Source organism: Oceanospirillum multiglobuliferum (genome assembly GCF_900167095.1).
In the GTDB taxonomy this organism is placed as follows: domain Bacteria; phylum Pseudomonadota; class Gammaproteobacteria; order Pseudomonadales; family Halomonadaceae; genus Oceanospirillum; species Oceanospirillum multiglobuliferum.
The window spans coordinates 1-18,875 of sequence record NZ_FUXG01000004.1; the positions used below are offsets into that span (position 1 = coordinate 1).

The window sequence follows — 18,875 nt, forward strand, 5'->3', positions numbered from 1 at the left end:
GATAAGTCTGATAAAGGCGATAAGTCAGATAAGGGCGACACTGATAAAGGTCCACAAGGCAATAATGGTCACGGTAACGGTGACCAAGATGCTCCGGGCAACTCTGCTGATAACAACAATGCAGAGAATAGCGATAACTCGGGTCAGGGCAACAGTGGTAGCTCTGATGATTGGGGCGGAGATGCCGACGATACTGATGATGCGGTAAATGATGACTTCACATTTAGTGGAGTATCAGATGGTGCTGATTCAGGCTGGACCGATCAAGTTGAAAATGGCGTTAGTGATGCTACTGATTCTGATAGCTGGGTTGATCAAACCGAGAATGCTGATGATTCAAGTGGTAGTGAGTCAGACTTCTTTAGTGACTCTAGTTCAGACTTTGGCGGCGGAGAGGAGGATTTATTTGATGCGTCAAATGACACTGTAGATTGGTAAAATAAATCTGTATAAGGCTTTAGCACGAGAGTGCTAGAGCCTTATAATTTTGAAGATTTGGTTAGGGCTGACTTGCCCTTGAATACCAAATGGAACTTCGGTCTGAAGCCCCTTGTAATAGTGGATGAGTTACGTATTTACTTGCCAAGATATGCTGACTCTCTTTATCGCCGAGGTAAGATAAAATCAGCTCGTGAGCCAAAATTAAACTTTGGCTACGGTTATCAGAGTTCTTCTGATACTTTTGTATCCTGCTCAAAGATTTTTCTCTGCATGCTTGAGCGTATGCTGGCTCAATCATTTCAGGTACAGATTCATAAATGTCGCAGAGAGTCAAAGGTTCAGGCTCAACTCTTCCGGACAGGTAGCTCATTACATCAGCGAGCGTTGCTCTGTGGTTCGGGTTTTTAACCATCATACTTCTAATGAGTGTACTCAAATTTACACCGCATTTTCCTGATGGTATCTCATAGTTTTTTTCAAGGTGTGCAAAAATATTTTCATGAGGAAAGCTTGTACTAGTAAGACCATAAGCCCTCTTGCCGAAAAGGCAGTAGTGCATTAAACAACCTAAACTATAAATATCAGAGTTTTCATGTAACTGCCCAAGTATAACCTCAGGTGCCATAGCTAGGCTTGAGCCATAATGCATACTGATCTTCAACTGATGAGAATGTCGAGCTAAGTCCCAGTCAGCAAGTATAAAATCCTTCGGAGTCTTGATAAGTATGTTTTCAGGCTTTAAATCGCAGTGGAAAAACCCATGATTTCTTGCATGCTGAAGAGCATTTGTAATTTGAGCTAATAAAGATACGGCCTGACTTTCGGTAAAAGGGCCATTTTTTTTAATATAATGAAATAGATCTCCTAGGGGATAATATTCGTATACTAAAAAACCATTATCCTTAAATATAAATCCATCTATTAACTTAATAATATTAGGGTGGCTTGATATTGATGTAAGAGCTTCTAATTCAGTTTCTATATTATCAATGTCGTTTTTGTCAATTAATTGTTTTACAACAACATAGACGCCAGTCTTGTGGTTAATGCTGCATAAATTTAGCTCAGTGCCTGCACCGGTGGCTATTTTTTTCTCAAAAATGTATCTGTTCATAATTCAAAAAATAACACTCAAAAAGTAGGCTATAAACATAAGAATAGGCGGGCGCCCCTACTCTTCCTTCTCTCCTTCGGTAAACCCCAGTCTACCGGAGTATCATCATAACCACTAAAGGTGAGTCATTAATTTTTGGTATATGTTTTTTCTTTCTGGTCATGATGTTAAATTTAAATGATCATCGCATTGGAGCAGTTTTAATGCACCGAGTACAATGCTAAAAAAATTGTAATGTCTTAAGGTCAAGGTTATTTAATGAAAAAAATTGCTATAGCATCTTGTTTGACAGCTTTTCTCTCAACCCCTGTTTTGGCTGGTTCAGAAGGCTATTTTGTGAGTGGTTTTTTAGAAAAAAACTTCACAGATGATAAGAAAAGTACAGATTCAGCTTATGATTTTATCGATGGCGGTAGTGGTTTGGGTCTTGAGTTAGGTTATTTTTTCAGCCCGAACTGGGGGGCGCGTTTGGAGTGGTCAGGTTTGGAGTTTGATCGCTCTGGCGGTTTAGGTTCTGTTGATGAGTTTCGTTTTGGTGCTGATGTGCTATATCGCCTGACTGATACTTCAAATTTTTATGCTTTAGCTGGAATTAAAGGGCTTAGCCCAGGCGTAAGTCATACCGCTTTTGATTTAGGCCTAGGTGGCAGCTTACCTATAAACAATCATTGGGCGGTATTCTCAGAGGGTGCGGCTTATTTAGGTACAGGCAGCCGATTTACTGATTTCAGTATTAAGCTTGGCTTACGTTATCAGTTTTTTGAGAGTGAGATCTCTTTTATTAACCCTCATGTACCCGTGCGTACAGAGCTGTTGCACAAGCCGGAGACGGATTTAGATCAGGATGGTGTTATCGACCGCTTAGACCAGTGCCCTGATACTCCTCAGAAATATGCGGTTAACTCTCAGGGTTGCACTATTGCAGAGCAGCAGATGACGGCTTTGGACTTATTTATTCAATTCCCTAATGATTCTGCTGTGCTTAATGAACTGTATTACCCAGAGATAGGTAAAGTTGCTGATTTGATGCGCTTACATCCCGATACTCTAGTTGAAATAGGTGGACATACTTCAGCGCCAGCTTCAGCAAGTTACAATCAGAAGCTTTCAGAGCGAAGAGCCAAGTCGGTAGCGGATGTATTGGTGCAAAAGTTTGGTATCGCTTCAAACCGGGTGTTTTATGTGGGTTATGGTGAGTCGCGCTTGCTTGATCCTGCCAATACACCGGAAGCTGATAAGATAAATCGTCGTATAGAGGCGGTTATTTATGCAATTGAGCTAAAACCAATATTACGTAAGTAAGTTTAACGGTGTGTGTCGCTTCTAGTCGTTGTACACTTGCAGTATGGCATTTCAACCGCTGGTGCTTGTTTAGCAGCAGCGGTTTTTATTAGAGTTTGGATAAGGGGGGGACGATGTTCTTTGATGAATCTTTGCTTGATGCTCAATTGCTCGTGGTTGATGATGAGCAGGTCAATGTCAATATTGTTAAAGCAGCATTGAAGAAAGCAGGCTGTCGACAAGTAGCCTCTCTAACTGATCCACGGGAGGTATTGGGTTGGTGCCAAAACAATTCTGTTGATTTGATCCTACTTGATCTGAATATGCCACATCTTCATGGTTTAGATTTAATGGCGCTTTTGCAAGAAGAGTTGACACCCTCACCTCAAATAGTGGTGTTGACGGCCATGACATCCTCTGATGACAAATTAGATGCACTGTCTTTAGGTGCGGTTGACTATTTAACAAAACCCTTTGATATCAATGAGCTGTTGTTGCGTGTACGTAATAGCTTGCGGTTAGTGGTACTAACACAGGCGCTAAAAAAAGAACGTGATAATTTAGACCTAGAGGTAAAACAGCAAACACAGCAGCTTGAAATTACCCAAAATGAAATCCTGCATCGTTTAGGGCGAGCTGCTGAGTATCGTGATAATGAAACGGGTGCTCATGTATTACGTATGAGTGAGAGCTGCGGTATTTTGGCGCTTTATGCGACTGAGGATGAGGTGTTCTCGGAGAAAGTAAAGCGCGCATCACAGATGCATGATGTTGGTAAAATTGGCATACCAGATGGCGTGTTATTAAAGCAAGGTAAGCTAAATGAAAGAGAGTGGGATATTATGCGCTCCCATTCTCGTATTGGTTATGAAATTTTAAGCGAGACTGACACGCCTTTATTGCAGATGGCCGCCCAAATCGCTTTGACTCACCACGAGCGTTGGGATGGAAAAGGCTATCCTAACGGCTTGAAAGGAAAAGATATTCCATTAGAAAGTCGTATCGTTGCGCTCTGTGATGTATATGATGCTTTGCGCTCTGAACGGCCCTATAAACAGCCTTGGAGTAAAGAAGATACTTGTAGCTTGATACAAAAAGAAGCAGGGCAACACTTTGATCCAGAGTTAACAAAAGTATTTTTAACCATTGTGGATCAGATTGAAGAGATTAGGGAGCGTCACCCTGACGAGCACGAAAATGGAGAGTCTCTGTTAGAGTCTCTTTTGCATTACTGATATGGTTGTTCAAGCTTATTTTGAGCTAAATAATGAGTGAGCGTACTCCCTCTCTTAAAAGTTTACACATTTTTGCAGTGGCTGCTGAACTTGGTAGCTTCAAGCAAGCTGCTGAGCATTTATGTGTAACACCGCAAGCAGTTAGCTTGCAGATACGCTCACTCGAAGAACAACTTAATCTGGCCTTGTTCATACGTCACCCCTCTGGTATTGAATTGAGCCTTGCTGGAGAGCAGTTGTTGGGTTACGTGCAGCGTGGTGTCGCTCTGATAGAGCAGGGCGTAAAAGAAGTAAAAAAGCAGCAGCAGAAAATACAGCTGCGTGTGAGCGCATCGCCTTGGTTTGCAGTTCACTGCTTACTGCCTCGACTTCCCGAATTTGAATCTCAGTACCCTAATTTTGATGTCAGAGTCACGACCTCTGTGCCGTTCCCAGATTTTACTGCTCAACACTTAGATCTAGCTGTGCAATGGGGCTTTGGTCAGTGGCCTTTTAGCCATAAGCAGTTGTTATTAACAGATGACAAATTGTTAGTATGTGCGCCAAGTTTATTGCGACATAAACCTCTATTAGTAAAAGAGGATTTAGTCCAGCATCGACTGCTTTGCACAGCGCTTTCAGTTGAGTTGTGGCGTAAATTGCTCAATACGATGGGGGTTGATGCTTTAATAGAGAAGCAAACTTTACCTTTAGACAGTCATGCTGGCTTGCTTGAGGCCGCAGTTAAAGGTTTAGGTGTGGCGCTAATTTCTGTGGCTGATGCGCGTCAGGCTATTGCGGATGGGCGTTTAGTTGCGCCTTTAGGTGATAGGCCTATAAGTGAGCTAAACCCAGCATTAATGCCGGGCTATTGGTTGGTGCAGAGAGAGGGTGCCTTGCAAAGCCCATCTGTAGCGCTATTTGTACACGCAATTTTTGACTGGCTTAAAAATCACCCTAGAAGAGTAAAGTCAGACCTTAATACAGCTAAGATGGGTTTTGATATAAGTCATTCTGAAAGTAAGTAGGCCAGCTGAGTAGCTGGCCTATTGAGCTGAAACAGCAATCTATCTTTCTCAGTCGTGCCAAGTGCGCTCAATTACTGCACCACCTAAGCAAAGGTCATCAAGATAAAATACTGCTGATTGTCCCGGTGTTACCGCACGCTGAGGCTCATCAAAAATCACCTCAAAACGATTATTTCCCAGTGGTCTGACTAAACAGGCTTGGTCATCTTGACGATAACGTGTTTTGGCACGGCAGCGGAACTCTGTTGCTACTGGTGGCTCGCCCGCAACCCAGTCAACAGACTCTGTTGTGAGTCCTCGGCTGAATAAAAGGTCGTGATCAGTGCCTTGCACTGCTACGAGAATATTGTTTTCAAGATCTTTTTCAGCTACAAACCAAGGATCTTCAGAATAGTCTTTTAAACCGCCAATACCCAAGCCTTGTCTCTGGCCTATGGTGTAGTACATTAAACCTTGGTGCTGGCCAATGACATCGCCCTCTGGCGTACAAATTTTACCGGGTTGGGCAGGCAAATATTGTTGAAGAAAATCACGAAAACGGCGTTCGCCAATAAAACAGATACCTGTACTGTCCTTTTTACGAGCAGTAATTAGGTCATGCTTTTCTGCAATACGGCGTACTTCTGGTTTTTCTATTTCACCGATAGGGAACAGGGTTTTACCGATCTCTTTATGGCCAACGGCATGTAAGAAATAGCTTTGGTCTTTGTTACTGTCCAAGCCTTTTAGTAGCGTTGCTTTACCGTCTGTTTTGCCTTTGCGTACGTAATGACCTGTGGCGATTAAATCAGCTCCTAGCATCTCTGCGTACTCTAAGAAAGCTTTAAATTTAATCTCTTTATTACACAGAATGTCAGGATTAGGTGTGCGTCCCGCTTTGTACTCGGCAAGGAAGTGCTCAAATACATTATCCCAATACTCCGCTGCAAAGTTAGCGGTATGCAGTTTGATGCCAATACGATCACAGACGGCCTGAGCATCAGCAAGATCTTCTTTAGCGGTGCAATACTCCGTGCCGTCATCTTCATCCCAGTTTTTCATGAACAGGCCTTCAACCTGATAGCCCTGCTCTTTTAGCAATACGGCTGACACGGATGAATCTACACCGCCGGACATGCCAACGATAACTTTTGTATTGTGATGAGAATCAGTATGAGTACTAGACATGGTGTTCTGCTGTATTTATGGCTCTAAAAAGCAAAATGGAAAAATGAGGCTCACGCCTTGCTTGGCAGTATAACTGATCTGGTCGATAAACTTTAGCGACGAGTCTCTGGATGACTGAGGTCAGTGATAAACTCTAACGGGAAGGATCGACCTGCTCGATAGTCTTCTATACAGAGTAGTACCGCCTCACTTCGCATTCTTTCGGGCTGAGCCTGAATCTCTTCCCATGTTAGCCATACCGCTTGTTCTATCCCTTCGTCCAATGGTTGGAATGGGTCGTAGCTTAAAGGCTCTGCGATAAATGCGTGTCTATGATAAGTCACCTCTTCTGAGGCTTTATTGATATACAAACCTAGCAGCGCAGTAATACGAACCGTCCATCCGGTTTCTTCACGTGTTTCTCTAATCGCGGCTTCAATGAGGCTCTCATCTTTTTCTAAGTGCCCAGCGGGCTGGTTATAAACCAACTGCCCTTGACTCCATTCCTCTACTAAAAGATAGCGGTCCTCTTTTACAACAATCGTTGCGACAGTGCTGTTTGGCTTCCAAACATCTGAGCGTACAGTCATCGGCTGGTCCTTTTGGGTGAGTGGCGCTTCTGATTGGGCGCATGTCGTTTAGTGGTTGTTGTACTGTTATTGCTAGCCTTATTGTTGGGGCGTTGTACATTTTTTCTAGGGGGTACTGGCAAGTTTACTTGTATGCTTTGATATTGCCCTTCGTTTATTCCCTCTAAAGACCAAGGGCCTATCTTGATGCGCACGAGGCGTAATGTCGGAAAACCGACAGCCGCGCTCATGCGCCTGACTTGGCGATTACGCCCCTCTGTAATCGTTAGCTCAACCCAACTTGTTGGAATACTGTCACGTTTACGCACTGGCGGTATGCGCTCGGCAAAACCTGGGTCGGCAATTTTGCGTGCTTTTGCAGGCTTGGTTGGACCATCTTTCAGTATCACACCGTTGCGTAACTGTTTTAGTGCATCTTCTGTGACATCACCTTCAACCTGAATGACATAGGTTTTAGGTAACTTCATTTCAGGGGATGCTATTCTGTGCTGTAGCTGGCCATCATCAGTGAGCAGTAACAGCCCCTCGGAATCGTAATCAAGTCGACCAGCGGGATAAATATTTGGCTCTGTAATAAAGCTGGCCAAAGTTTGACGGCCATCCTGATCAGTAAATTGAGAAAGCACCTGATAAGGTTTGTTGAACAGAAAGAGTCGGCTCATGGTCAAAAGGCATCTGTATCGATCGCATCTATTCAATAAACGCGGAGTGGTTTTAAGGCGTTAAATTCTACAGGATTAGATGGAACAACACGAATCTATACCCTGAGCAACTCATTTTGATAGCTAAGGATTGCTGAGTGTTGATTGTGTTTCTGCTTTTTTTGATTATTCTTACTTTAGAAGTAGGCTTTTAACCCCATATAGCGTGTATGGGTTGTGCCTTGTAGTTTGTGAGGCGTAACTGATTTAGTGCTAAATGGCACAAGAGATGAGAATTTTGCTATATATTTTAATAGATTGCGTTTGATTCCTTGTGTTTACTCGAATCTGTGCTTATTTTTTAGATTAAGCGCATCTTAAACTAAACTTAAAAATAGAGGATTAACGGTACGCTATGGCTGACCCTTATCTAAACATCGTTAATCAGGCGGATTATCAGGAACATGGGGACGAGGAAGGAGGGCTTGCTGTAGCGCCAGCAAAACCTGAACTTAAACGACCATCAATGTACAAAGTTATTATGTTGAATGATGACTATACCCCCATGGAGTTTGTGATAGAGGTGCTGACCATGTTTTTTAACATGGATGAAGAAAAAGCAACGCAAGTGATGCTTGCAGTACATACTCAAGGGCGTGGAGTCTGCGGAGTATTTACAAAAGATGTAGCAGAAACAAAATGTGTCCAAGTCAATCAGTATTCAAGAGAGTGTCAGCATCCGCTGCTGTGTGAAATTGATCAGGTTGACTGATTTAACAAGTTGATTGTTTGCATAGTTATTAGAGCGGCAAGTGAGGGTAGTCCCATGTTAAGCAAAGACCTCGAAACAACACTAAATGCTGCCTTTACGGTAGCGAGAAGCCGCCGCCATGAGTTTATGACGGTTGAACATCTTCTGCTGGCGCTGCTAGACAACGATTCTGCAGCTCGTGTTTTAAATGCCTGTGGTGCCGATTTAAATAAGCTAAGAGTCGACCTGCAAGATTTCATTAACAGTACAACGCCGTTGATCCCTGATGATCAGCTTGATCGTGAAACCCAGCCTACTTTAGGTTTTCAACGAGTCTTACAGCGTGCCGTATTTCATGTGCAGTCTTCAGGTAAAAATGAAGTTACGGGCGCCAATGTTTTGGTCGCTATTTTTAGTGAACAGGAAAGCCAAGCGGTCTATTTCCTACGTCAACAGAATGTTGCCCGAGTGGATGCAGTAAACTATCTTTCCCATGGTATTTCTAAAGTGTCAGGCCATGATGCGCCTGGTATTGGTCACTCCGACCAACAGTCTGACGATATTGATGAGACTGCAGCAGATAGCGGGGGGAATCACCCTCTAACAGGTTATGCCACTAACCTGAATGAACAAGCACGCTTAGGGCGTATTGATCCTTTGGTGGGGCGTGAGCATGAAGTTGAGCGTGTCATCCAAATTTTGGCACGTCGCCGTAAAAATAACCCACTATTAGTTGGTGAGGCGGGAGTGGGTAAAACGGCAATTGCAGAGGGCTTAGCTAAGCGCATTATTGATGGTGAAGTGCCTGATGTGATCGAAAATAGCATTGTATACTCTTTAGATATGGGAGCATTACTTGCCGGCACTAAGTATCGCGGTGATTTTGAAAAACGTCTAAAAGCATTGCTTGGTGAGCTTAAAAAACAGCCTAATGCAATTCTGTTTATTGATGAAATTCACACCATTATTGGGGCGGGTGCTGCTTCAGGTGGAGTGATGGACGCTTCTAATCTGCTGAAGCCGCTATTAAGCTCCGGTGAGATGCGTTGTATTGGCTCGACTACCTTTCAAGAGTTCCGTGGCATTTTTGAAAAAGACCGTGCATTGGCGCGCCGCTTCCAAAAAGTCGATGTCATGGAGCCATCGGTACAAGATACCATTGAAATTCTAAAGGGCTTACGCAGTCGTTTTGAGAAGCACCACAACCTAAGCTATAGCAACGAAGCTCTTGAGGCTGCCGCTAAACTGGCTGATCGCTATATTAATGATCGCCATATGCCTGATAAAGCCATTGATGTTATCGATGAGGCAGGGGCTTACCAGCGCTTATTACCTATCGAAAAACGGGTTGAAGTGATAGGCGTAGAACAAGTTGAAGCTATTGTTGCCAAAATAGCCCGAATTCCAGCAAAAAGCGTTAATACCTCTGATAAGAAAGTATTGCGTGATCTGGAGAAAAACTTACAGATGCTGGTGTTTGGTCAAGATGATGCCATTACCTCGCTTTCAAATGCGATCAAGCTATCACGTGCAGGCTTAAAAGCGCCTGAAAAACCAATAGGCTCATTCCTGTTTGCAGGCCCTACTGGGGTCGGTAAGACCGAGGTCAGTAAACAGCTTGCGAATATTATGGGGATCGAGCTGATTCGGTTTGATATGTCGGAGTATATGGAGCGTCACACTGTATCACGTTTAATCGGTGCGCCTCCGGGTTATGTGGGTTATGACCAAGGTGGTTTGTTAACTGAAGCCGTTACGAAAAATCCTCATTGTGTACTACTACTTGATGAGATCGAAAAAGCACATCCAGAGGTTTTCAACTTACTTTTGCAAGTGATGGATCATGGTACTTTGACAGACAACAATGGTCGCAAAGCAGATTTTCGTAATGTTGTGATCATCATGACTACTAACGCAGGGGCGGAGGCGATTAGTCGGCGCTCTATAGGCTTCTCACATCAAGATCATAGTACTGATGGTATGGAGGTAATTCGTAAAACCTTCTCACCTGAGTTCCGTAACCGCTTGGATGGCATTATTCAGTTTGGTGCGCTTAGCTTTGAGATGATTAAAAGCGTGGTGGATAAATTCCTTACTGAACTGCAAGCGCAGTTGGATGACAAAAAAGTTCAGCTGGTGGTTGATGATGCTGCTAAAACTTGGTTGGCAACCAACGGTTATGACCCAGAGATGGGTGCACGGCCAATGGCACGTCTAATCCAAGAGAAAATCAAAAAGCCTCTCGCAGAAATCATTTTATTTGGTGAGCTTGCAGAGGGTGGTGGTGAAGTTGACATCACTGTTGATGACGAAGGCGAGTTGATCTTAGTCGCAGAAAGAACAGAGGCAGCCTAAGCTGCCTCTTGAAATCGTTCCAAGCCCAGTTCGCTGGGCTTTTTTGTGTCGGTCAGACCGATACCACGATTAACGTGCGCGGTATACGATTCGGCCTTTGGTCAGGTCATAAGGTGTCAGTTCAACTTTCACCTTATCGCCCGTTAGAATGCGGATATAGTTCTTACGCATTTTTCCGGAGATGTGTGCGGTTACAATGTGTCCGTTTTCAAGTTCTACGCGGAACATTGTATTTGGCAACGTGTCGACCACGGTGCCTTCCATCTCGATAGAGTCTTCTTTTGCCATGCAGGAATTACCTCGGGTGCTTCTGCTGTCTTATCGCGGGTTATAATAACCAGTTGTTTGCTAAAAGTTGCCTGAGGCTTCGTTTTAGCTGCAAATTTTGATGAAGCCATACACAAAAAATAAGCGGACGTATTTTGCCTTATTTTGATGCTCTAATCAAAACAGTTAGACAAAAAAATGGTTCCAATTCAAAAAATAGCGGTAATTTATTCATTTTCAGTGATTATTAGCGGCTGCCAGTGGTTATCCTGAAGCTGTTCAAGGGGTTGATATTGTGTTTTGTAGCTCATTTTTTTACAAGACTCGACCCAATAGCCCAAATACAGATAAGGAGAATCTATAGATCGACAGTAAACCAGTAGCCATAGTACGACATATACGCCTAGGGAACGACGGGAAAGATTAGGGTCGTAGAAAGTGTAGATGGCGGATAGCCCATGGCTCAACTCGTCCATGGCTGATACTGCAACTAATTGCCCAGAGGGTTCTCTAAACTCAACCAAATGGGTAAATTCACAATCAATATTTAAGAACGAACGGAATTGATCCTCTGACGGCGGATACATATCACCATCGGCGTGACGTTCATTGATATAACGCTCGTAGAGCGCATAATGTTCAGCGCTAAACTGAGCGGGTACAATACGCCAGCTTAAATCAGAGTTTCGGTGAGCGATTTTTCGATATTTTCTTTTGAAGATAAAATCATTCACCGGAATGCGCACGGAGATGCAAGCGTTACAGCCTTTACAGTTAGGGCGGTAAAGATGGCTGCCGCTGCGCCGAAAACCGACAAGGCTGAGTAGATCGTACACAGATTGATTTAATGGGTGTTCAGGGTCTAAGAACAGGGTTGAGGCTTCTTTATCCGCCAAATAGCTACAAGGGTGTGGTACGGTCATATAAAAGCGTAACTGTGGTTCTGACCTAAATTGGGTATCACTGCTCAATGTATTGGATCCTATTCAGACCTAATGGCTAGGGGTTGCGATCAAGCATCTCTCTGTTTTAGATGCCTAAGATAGAGCGTTTTAAAGCGCTAAGACAACTGTCTATTGGTGTGAGTCCAATCGTTCTAACACCGCTTCACTGGTTGCACATAGCTCGCCCTGCCAAGCATCCAGCGGTAAAACTGCTGCGCCATATAGTTTAAGATAGTCCATAAACTCCGTTCTACCTATCTCTGCGGCACCTAAGCTGGCAAGGTGATCGGTATACACTTGGCAGTCGATCAACTGGTAATCCCAGCGTTTTAAATGGGTAGCCAAATACACGAAGGCTGCTTTAGACGCATCTGAGACATGGCTGAACATCGACTCGCCACAGAATATTTTGCCAACAGATACGCCATAGAGCCCTCCTACTAATTTGCCGTCGCACCAGGTCTCAATTGAGTGCGCATAGCCTTTTTGATGCAACTCGATATAGGCCGCTTTGATGTCATCGGTAATCCAAGTGAGATGGGTATAGTTTCTAGCCCCTGCACATTGGTGCATCACCTGTTCAAACGCTTGGTCAACGGTAAAGCTAAAGTGTTGCTTACGTAATGTTTTTTTCAAACTGCGATGCACTTTGACCGCTTCAGGCTTTACTACCATGCGAGGGTCTGGCGACCACCATAAGATCGGCTCATCAGGGTTGAACCACGGGAAAATACCTGAACGATAAGCCACCTGTAACCAATGAGCATTAAGTTTTCCGCCAAAAGCCAGTAAGCCCGAGGGGTCTTTTAACGCATGAGCAGTGGGTGGAAACTCTGGCGGAAGGTCTGGGTCTAACCAGGGCAGTGTAATCATGGATATTTATTGTCCTTCATTTATTAAACTGCGTTTTGCTTAGCGGTTTGCTCAGGTATTATAGAGTCTTAATAGACAAGGGTATCGATATCATGGCTACAAACCCAAAATTGTCACCAGAGCCTCAAGAGTTGGCGCAGGCTCAGATGCTGTCAAAAATACTACAAGACAGCCAGCAAGTTTTGTCATTTCTACTGGCATCTGCTGTGATGCTGGCACTGCTCAGTCACGACTTACAAGATGGCGGCTGGTCTATAACCGCAGAAAATGCTACTCCTCAGAACTGGCTGGGTAGTATAGGTGTGTATCTTTCCGATCTACTGTTAAGCATCATGGGATATGCTGCTTACTGGTTGCCTATTGCCTTATATTACAAGGTGCTACGCTACTTAATGCAACATTATAATTTTGCACCAAACTTTGCACATTGCTTGAATGATTGCTTAAAACCACCTCATCAAGCTATCGCTTCATTTGCTTTTATCTTACTTTTGGTCGCAACCGCTTCATTGGCAGGGCTACATTTCTATCATCCTAACCATGGCCTCCCTCATGCTGTGGGTGGCATTGTGGGGGAAAGTCTTACTGTATTGTTATTGCATTCTGTCGGTGCTGTTGTTGCTACATTGTTTGTACTTGCACTTTGGCTTACGGGTTTAACCTTCAGTATTGGCATACCTTGGTTAAGGTTGATGGATGAAATAGGTTTTTATGCGGAAAAAAGTGTGCTTCATCTTTTTAGGTGGGGGCAAACTGAATCGCGAGAGTCTAGAGCAGGATTGCCAGAAAACTATGCTGTAGATGATCAACTTTCACCCTTTTCTCACTTCAAAGTTGAGGAGGATGAGGACGCTGATAACCGTCGCCGTCCATATTCCAAACAGAAAAAGTCTTCACCTTCATCTGAGAATCTGTCGGCCAAAGAGTCGGAAAGTATCAGTGCAGATGAATATTTCGGGGCAGAGGCTTCTGAATCAGAGCGATCAAGCAGCCCTACGCAAGGTTTCTGGCAACAGTTATCTCCTCTGTTTAAAGGCACTTCGTCCTCTGATAGAAATACTCGTTTTGAGCGTGTGGAACCGGATTTTAGCTTAGATGAGAGCCTCACCTTTGATGCCTCCACTTTTGCAGAGCCTAAACTGTCTGAAATAACGCCAAAAGCAGAACCATTATCAAGCGTAATACTCGAAGAAAATAATGATGATAGGCCATCTTCTAACGGTGCAGAAACAATAGAAATGCCTGACCCTACGCAAAGTACAAAGCAAGCTGAAGACAGCTTGCAGCAAGCACTCACACAACTGATTCAACAACAAGCACCACGGTCTGAAGCTGAAGATAGAAATAAACATTCAAAGTAAAAAGCTGAATATAGGATTTTTTGTGATTAGCACTCTGTATAGCAAGTTAGCGGTATTATTTATTGGCCTTTTTTTACTGCAATCTCCGGCAGTTGCAGAGGTGAATGCCAGCGCTCAACTGAACCAACTGTTAACTGAGATGAACTCGCTAGACGCTGACTTTCAGCAACGTATTTTAGATGCACGAGGCAGCAGATTACAGGAAGTCTCAGGGCATTTAACACTAAAACGGCCAGGACGATTTTATTGGCAAACGAAAGCGCCTTACTCTCAAACTATCGTTTCAGATGGTGAGACGTTATGGCTATACGACCCAGACTTAGAGCAAGTCACCGTACAAACCCTTGACGACAACCTGTCTAGAACCCCTGCGATGTTATTGAGTGGTGACATTGACTCTTTAGATCAGCGTTTTCAGGTTGCTCTGGTTCGCTCAACTACAGCCGCGAAAGGTATCGCAGCAATACAAGAGTTTGTTCTCAAGCCGAAAGAGCAAGATTCACTATTTGAAGAGCTGCAACTTAGCTTTTACGACCACAAGTTAGCGGCTTTACTCTTGGTTGACAGCTTGGGTCAACGTACCTCCATAGAGCTATTTGATGCTCGGTTTAATACTCAAACCGATGAAACCCTTTTCAACTTTAAAGTACCAGATGACGTAGATGTTGTGCTGCAATAAGCAACAGGCTATTCGTTATATTGAAGCTATTTTATGAAGGACGTGAATGGATCTTTTTTCGCAAACGCTTGAAACGAGTCATCAACCCTTAGCGGCAAGAATGCGTCCCAAGACATTAGATGAGTATTGTGGTCAGCAGCATCTATTGTCCAAAGATGGCTCTTTGCGTAAAGCGATTGAGAGAGATCAGCTGCACTCTATGATTCTTTGGGGGCCGCCTGGCGTAGGTAAAACCTCTTTAGCCAAATTAATTGCTGAGCTAACACAAGCCCGCTTTGAGGTGATTTCAGCAGTTTTAGCAGGTGTGAAAGAGATCAGAGCCGCTGTTGAGCGTGCCCAGCAAAGTCGAGTACAAGGGCAGCGTACTCTGCTATTTGTAGATGAAGTCCACCGTTTTAATAAGTCGCAACAAGATGCCTTTTTACCCTACGTTGAAGATGGCACTTTTGTTTTTATCGGTGCGACCACCGAAAACCCCTCTTTTGAGCTCAATAATGCCTTGTTGTCTCGCGCAAGAGTTTATCTGCTTAAACCTTTGTCTACAGAGGTCTTAGTGACTGTTTTAAAACATGCACTACAAGATGTTGAGCGAGGCTTAGGTGAGCAGGCGCTCCACGTTGAAGGCAATAGCTTGCAACTATTAGCACAAGCAGCTGATGGGGATGCTCGCCGAGCATTAAATCTTTTAGAAATTGCAGCAGACTTGGCTGTAGATACCGCTCAAGGTCGAATGATTACCCTTGCTAGTTTGCAAGAGGTATTAAGTGAAAGTACCCGCAGAATGGATAAAGGTGGCGATCTGTTTTATGAGCAGATATCAGCTTTACACAAGTCTGTTCGAGGCTCATCGCCTGATGCTGCGCTGTATTGGTTTTGTCGGATGCTAGATGGTGGATGTGATCCGCTTTACATTGCTCGTCGAGTGGTGCGAATGGCAAGTGAAGAGATTGGCAATGCTGATCCTAGAGCTTTGCAGCTCAGTCTAAATGCATGGGATGTACAGGAACGATTAGGGAGCCCTGAGGGAGAGTTAGCCATTGCTCAGGCTATTGTTTATATCGCTTGTGCGCCGAAAAGTAATGCGGTTTATACCGCATATAAGCAGGCTCGCGCCCATGTGCAAGCCACAAGTCATTATGATGTGCCAGAGCATTTACGCAATGCGCCTACCGCATTGATGCGTGAGATGGGATTTGGTCAGGCTTATCGCTATGCCCACGACGAGCCAGATGCCTATGCGGCGGGAGAGTGTTACTTTCCAGAGGCTCTTGCCGATACGACTTATTATCAACCTGTACCAAGAGGGCTAGAACAAAAAATAGCGCAGAAGCTGAACTGGTTAGCTGAACAAGACCGTAATAGCCCCTCCAAAAGATACGATATAGATCAACAGAGTTAAGTCTTTGTGTAAACAAGTTCGTGAAAGTTACAAGAAGTTGATTTACATCATGCAGCCGCTGATAAGCTCTGACTATATTCAAAGACATAGACTTTTTATAGGTTCATCAGCGCAGTTAGCTTGATCGACTACTTTCATCTTAACTCTCTGGAGGTGCGCATGGCGACAATCATGGCACAGCTACATCAAGATCATCTTAACTTGAGTCGTCTACTTGGTGTATTGAAGCATAAGCTGGCTCTGCTTAAAGGGGGCGAGCGTCCTAACTATTTGTTAGTGCAAGATGTAGTGGCATATATAGTGGATTATGCCGATACCTACCACCATCCTCTTGAAGATGTGATCTATCAGTATTCAGCAGAACATTACCCAGAGTATCAAGAAATATTTAATGAGGTTGAACAAGAGCACCAGAAAATTGCTCAAGATACTCGTGCATTTCAGGAGCTAGTACAAAATATCTTGTTGGATGCTATAGTGCCAATGGCTCAATTTATTGAGCGTCTAGAGCAGTTTGTGAACCAACAATATGCGCACTTAAATCGTGAAGAAGGCCGTGTGTTCCCATTGCTAGAGCGCACGATTAGCACCGCTCAGTGGCAAGAAATAGAACAACGTTTACAAAGTCGAGAAGACCCGCTTTTTGGTGAAAATGTTGCCGATGAATACAAGCGGCTTTACCGAGAGCTTATATCAGAAAGCGAGATTATTTGACCTTACCGCTATTATTAAGCCATCAAATGACTAGCCACAAATAAATGCCCTATTTTCTGGCTGATGAGCGAAGTAACCGGAATGCAAGAGCTAGGTTGTTTCGTAGGGTAAAACTTCAATATCTCCTGCTTTGCCCACTTCTACAGTGGGCTTTTTCCTTTTGTGTTCTATTTGAACAGGCTTAAGCGCGCTATAAAACGTTATTTTCAGTGAAAATTAGAGTCTAGGGCTTTGGTTGCCACAGAGTTTTCTCTACAATATCCGCTTGAATTTCAGATGCATATCGAAATATCCGTTTTAAGGGAGGCCTCATGGGATCAATGCTTGCCGTTGCCATTGGTGGCGCATTTGGCGCAATGGGGCGTTACTGGGTTGTAGGTATGGTCACACAGTGGTTTGGCCGAGGTTTTCCTTACGGCACTCTGGCGGTGAATATCATAGGCTCAGTTCTGATTGGCTTTTTATATACCCTGTTAATTCAGAACTTAAAATTAGAGCCGCACTGGCAAGCTATTTTGATGGCGGGTTTTACAGGTGCATTCACTACATTTTCGACCTTTGCACTGGAATCGCTCAATCTTTTCCAAAGTGGACGACCAACAGCTGCACTACTCTATATTGGTTTAAGTGTTTTGTGTTGTTTGGCTGCGGTGGCGGTTGGTATGGCAGTAGGTAAGCAGTTCGCCTAACTCACCGCTTATTTAAAGAATATAACTGTTAACTAATGGGTAACTTTTAATGCTTGATTCAAAGCTGATCCGTACAGAGCTGGATGCGGTTGCGGAAAAATTAAAAATTCGTGGTTATGAGCTGGATGTAGCACAGCTGCAAGAGCTGGAACGCCGTCGTAAAGCGCTGCAAACCGAAACTGAGCAGCTGCAAAACGAGCGTAATACCCGATCAAAAGCTATTGGCCAAGCAAAAGCATCCGGTGCTGATATTCAGCCCTTGTTGGCTGAGGTAAGCGATCTGGGCGATCGTTTGGAAACAGCCAAGCAGTTATTAAACACACTGCAAGAAGAGCTGAATAACGCACTGCTACACATCCCTAACCTGCCACATGCTTCAGTACCGCTTGGTAAGAGTGAAGATGACAACATTGAAGTACGCCGTTGGGGTACACCAAAAGAGATGGCATTTGAGCCAAAAGATCATGTTGATCTGGGTGCAACAGATGACTTGCTTGATTTTGAAACCGCAGTAAAAATTACCGGTTCGCGTTTTGCAACTATGCGTGGCCCATTGGCGCGTATGCATCGTGCACTGACACAGTTTATGCTGAATACTCATACAGATGAGCATGGTTACACCGAAGTTTACGTACCTTATATGGTAAATCGTGACTCACTGCGTGGTACAGGTCAGCTGCCAAAATTTGAAGAAGACCTGTTTAAACTACAGGGTGAAAGTGAGTACTATCTGATTCCAACCGCTGAAGTACCTGTTACCAACATGGTGCGTGATCAGATTTTAGCAGCGTCTCAGCTGCCGATGAAACTTACAGCTCACACGCCTTGTTTCCGTAGCGAAGCGGGCTCTTATGGTCGAGATACTCGCGGTATGATTCGTCAGCACCAATTCGAAAAAGTCGAAATGGTACAATTGGTTGCGCCGGAGAAGTCATATGAGGCTTTAGAGGAGTTGCTGGGTCATGCCGAGCGTATTCTTCAGCTGCTAGAGTTGCCTTACCGTGTGGTTAATCTTTGTGGTGGTGATATTGGCTTCTCAGCAGCTAAAACCTACGACATTGAAGTTTGGTTGCCAGGTCAACAAAAATACCGTGAGATCTCTTCATGTTCTAACTTTGAAGATTTTCAGGCGCGTCGTCTGCAAGCTCGCTATCGTAATCCTGAAACTCAGAAGCCAGAGCTACTGCATACACTGAATGGCTCAGGTTTAGCCGTAGGTCGTACTTTAGTGGCGGTTATGGAGAATTATCAGGATGCAGAGGGGCGCATTCACGTGCCTAAAGTGCTACAGCCTTATATGGGCGGTGTTACGGTGATTGGATAATTTCTTGATGAGGTGACCCAAAGACTATGCTTAGTCTAGGGAGCCCGTATCGAGAGAAAAAAGC

General features: G+C 44.1%; 19 protein-coding genes. 12 read left to right on the forward strand and 7 right to left on the reverse strand.

Features of this window, described 5'->3' with window-relative positions:
- On the forward strand, positions 1–438 hold a 438-nt coding region (locus tag B5D26_RS16140; RefSeq protein WP_200810611.1), incomplete at its 5' end, for a hypothetical protein.
- Between the two features lie 61 nt (positions 439–499).
- On the opposite strand, the gene B5D26_RS03810 is transcribed toward B5D26_RS16140, so the two are convergent.
- A complete protein-coding gene (locus B5D26_RS03810) occupies positions 500–1,555 on the reverse strand; it encodes a serine/threonine-protein kinase (RefSeq protein ID WP_078744372.1) in 1,056 nt (351 codons plus the stop codon).
- Between the two features lie 258 nt (positions 1,556–1,813).
- Between B5D26_RS03810 and B5D26_RS03815 the strand changes: the two genes are divergently transcribed.
- From B5D26_RS03815 to B5D26_RS03825, 3 genes are all read left to right on the forward strand, one after another.
- Positions 1,814–2,857: an OmpA family protein gene (locus B5D26_RS03815; protein ID WP_078744373.1), complete on the forward strand. Its 1,044-nt coding sequence runs from the start codon at positions 1,814–1,816 to the stop codon at positions 2,855–2,857.
- 113 nt (positions 2,858–2,970) lie between these two features.
- The gene (locus B5D26_RS03820) at positions 2,971–4,071 is read left to right on the forward strand and encodes an HD domain-containing phosphohydrolase (RefSeq protein ID WP_078744374.1); all 1,101 of its coding nucleotides are present in this window, start codon (positions 2,971–2,973) and stop codon (positions 4,069–4,071) included.
- A 32-nt stretch (positions 4,072–4,103) separates the two neighbouring features.
- On the forward strand, positions 4,104–5,078 hold the full coding sequence (locus tag B5D26_RS03825; protein WP_078744375.1) for a LysR substrate-binding domain-containing protein: 975 nt from the start codon (positions 4,104–4,106) through the stop codon (positions 5,076–5,078).
- 48 nt (positions 5,079–5,126) lie between these two features.
- Here the strand turns inward: B5D26_RS03825 and mnmA are convergent, their stop codons facing one another.
- The 3 genes from mnmA to B5D26_RS03840 form a co-directional block, all read right to left on the reverse strand.
- Complete coding sequence (mnmA, locus tag B5D26_RS03830) at positions 5,127–6,245, reverse strand: tRNA 2-thiouridine(34) synthase MnmA (RefSeq protein ID WP_078744376.1); 1,119 nt, start codon at positions 6,243–6,245, stop codon at positions 5,127–5,129.
- Between the two features lie 92 nt (positions 6,246–6,337).
- On the reverse strand, positions 6,338–6,814 hold the full coding sequence (locus tag B5D26_RS03835; RefSeq protein ID WP_078744377.1) for an NUDIX hydrolase: 477 nt from the start codon (positions 6,812–6,814) through the stop codon (positions 6,338–6,340).
- Positions 6,811–7,476 (reverse strand): pseudouridine synthase, encoded by a 666-nt coding sequence (locus B5D26_RS03840; RefSeq protein WP_078744378.1) that lies wholly within the window; start codon positions 7,474–7,476, stop codon positions 6,811–6,813. The genes B5D26_RS03835 and B5D26_RS03840 overlap by 4 nt, the downstream gene beginning before the upstream one ends.
- Before the next feature lie 394 nt (positions 7,477–7,870).
- Between B5D26_RS03840 and clpS the strand changes: the two genes are divergently transcribed.
- Both clpS and clpA read left to right on the forward strand, forming a co-directional pair.
- Positions 7,871–8,227 (forward strand): ATP-dependent Clp protease adapter ClpS, encoded by a 357-nt coding sequence (clpS, locus tag B5D26_RS03845; protein WP_078744379.1) that lies wholly within the window; start codon positions 7,871–7,873, stop codon positions 8,225–8,227.
- Between the two features lie 54 nt (positions 8,228–8,281).
- Complete coding sequence (clpA, locus tag B5D26_RS03850) at positions 8,282–10,561, forward strand: ATP-dependent Clp protease ATP-binding subunit ClpA (RefSeq protein WP_078744380.1); 2,280 nt, start codon at positions 8,282–8,284, stop codon at positions 10,559–10,561.
- 69 nt (positions 10,562–10,630) lie between these two features.
- Here the strand turns inward: clpA and infA are convergent, their stop codons facing one another.
- The 3 genes from infA to aat form a co-directional block, all read right to left on the reverse strand.
- Positions 10,631–10,849 (reverse strand): translation initiation factor IF-1, encoded by a 219-nt coding sequence (infA, locus tag B5D26_RS03855; RefSeq protein WP_078744381.1) that lies wholly within the window; start codon positions 10,847–10,849, stop codon positions 10,631–10,633.
- A 206-nt stretch (positions 10,850–11,055) separates the two neighbouring features.
- Complete coding sequence (locus B5D26_RS03860) at positions 11,056–11,799, reverse strand: arginyltransferase (protein WP_078744382.1); 744 nt, start codon at positions 11,797–11,799, stop codon at positions 11,056–11,058.
- A gap of 102 nt (positions 11,800–11,901) precedes the next feature.
- Entirely contained in the window at positions 11,902–12,645 is a 744-nt protein-coding gene (aat, locus tag B5D26_RS03865) for a leucyl/phenylalanyl-tRNA--protein transferase (RefSeq protein ID WP_200810612.1), read from the reverse strand.
- A gap of 92 nt (positions 12,646–12,737) precedes the next feature.
- Between aat and B5D26_RS03870 the strand changes: the two genes are divergently transcribed.
- From B5D26_RS03870 to serS, 6 genes are all read left to right on the forward strand, one after another.
- A complete protein-coding gene (locus B5D26_RS03870) occupies positions 12,738–14,006 on the forward strand; it encodes a DNA translocase FtsK 4TM domain-containing protein (RefSeq protein ID WP_078744383.1) in 1,269 nt (422 codons plus the stop codon).
- A 22-nt stretch (positions 14,007–14,028) separates the two neighbouring features.
- Positions 14,029–14,685, forward strand: a complete 657-nt coding sequence (lolA, locus tag B5D26_RS03875; protein ID WP_159445583.1) for an outer membrane lipoprotein periplasmic chaperone LolA — start codon at positions 14,029–14,031, stop codon at positions 14,683–14,685.
- 46 nt (positions 14,686–14,731) lie between these two features.
- Positions 14,732–16,084: a replication-associated recombination protein A gene (locus B5D26_RS03880; protein ID WP_078744385.1), complete on the forward strand. Its 1,353-nt coding sequence runs from the start codon at positions 14,732–14,734 to the stop codon at positions 16,082–16,084.
- Between the two features lie 159 nt (positions 16,085–16,243).
- Positions 16,244–16,798 (forward strand): hemerythrin domain-containing protein, encoded by a 555-nt coding sequence (locus B5D26_RS03885; RefSeq protein ID WP_078744386.1) that lies wholly within the window; start codon positions 16,244–16,246, stop codon positions 16,796–16,798.
- Positions 16,799–17,109: 311 nt separating this feature from the next.
- Positions 17,110–17,487: a fluoride efflux transporter CrcB gene (gene crcB / locus B5D26_RS03890; RefSeq protein ID WP_078744387.1), complete on the forward strand. Its 378-nt coding sequence runs from the start codon at positions 17,110–17,112 to the stop codon at positions 17,485–17,487.
- A 49-nt stretch (positions 17,488–17,536) separates the two neighbouring features.
- Positions 17,537–18,811, forward strand: coding sequence for a serine--tRNA ligase (gene serS / locus B5D26_RS03895; protein WP_078744388.1), 1,275 nt, complete (start codon positions 17,537–17,539; stop codon positions 18,809–18,811).
- Positions 18,812–18,875 lie beyond the last annotated feature (64 nt).

Coding starts and splice junctions, on each gene's coding strand:
- B5D26_RS03810 (WP_078744372.1), bottom strand. CDS start 1,555: ATGAACAGATACATTTTTGAGAAAAAAATAGCCACCGGTGCAGGCACT.
- B5D26_RS03815 (WP_078744373.1), top strand. CDS start 1,814: ATGAAAAAAATTGCTATAGCATCTTGTTTGACAGCTTTTCTCTCAACC.
- B5D26_RS03820 (WP_078744374.1), top strand. CDS start 2,971: ATGTTCTTTGATGAATCTTTGCTTGATGCTCAATTGCTCGTGGTTGAT.
- B5D26_RS03825 (WP_078744375.1), top strand. CDS start 4,104: ATGAGTGAGCGTACTCCCTCTCTTAAAAGTTTACACATTTTTGCAGTG.
- mnmA (WP_078744376.1), bottom strand. CDS start 6,245: ATGTCTAGTACTCATACTGATTCTCATCACAATACAAAAGTTATCGTT.
- B5D26_RS03835 (WP_078744377.1), bottom strand. CDS start 6,814: ATGACTGTACGCTCAGATGTTTGGAAGCCAAACAGCACTGTCGCAACG.
- B5D26_RS03840 (WP_078744378.1), bottom strand. CDS start 7,476: ATGAGCCGACTCTTTCTGTTCAACAAACCTTATCAGGTGCTTTCTCAA.
- clpS (WP_078744379.1), top strand. CDS start 7,871: ATGGCTGACCCTTATCTAAACATCGTTAATCAGGCGGATTATCAGGAA.
- clpA (WP_078744380.1), top strand. CDS start 8,282: ATGTTAAGCAAAGACCTCGAAACAACACTAAATGCTGCCTTTACGGTA.
- infA (WP_078744381.1), bottom strand. CDS start 10,849: ATGGCAAAAGAAGACTCTATCGAGATGGAAGGCACCGTGGTCGACACG.
- aat (WP_200810612.1), bottom strand. CDS start 12,645: ATGATTACACTGCCCTGGTTAGACCCAGACCTTCCGCCAGAGTTTCCA.
- B5D26_RS03870 (WP_078744383.1), top strand. CDS start 12,738: ATGGCTACAAACCCAAAATTGTCACCAGAGCCTCAAGAGTTGGCGCAG.
- B5D26_RS03880 (WP_078744385.1), top strand. CDS start 14,732: ATGGATCTTTTTTCGCAAACGCTTGAAACGAGTCATCAACCCTTAGCG.
- B5D26_RS03885 (WP_078744386.1), top strand. CDS start 16,244: ATGGCGACAATCATGGCACAGCTACATCAAGATCATCTTAACTTGAGT.
- crcB (WP_078744387.1), top strand. CDS start 17,110: ATGGGATCAATGCTTGCCGTTGCCATTGGTGGCGCATTTGGCGCAATG.
- serS (WP_078744388.1), top strand. CDS start 17,537: ATGCTTGATTCAAAGCTGATCCGTACAGAGCTGGATGCGGTTGCGGAA.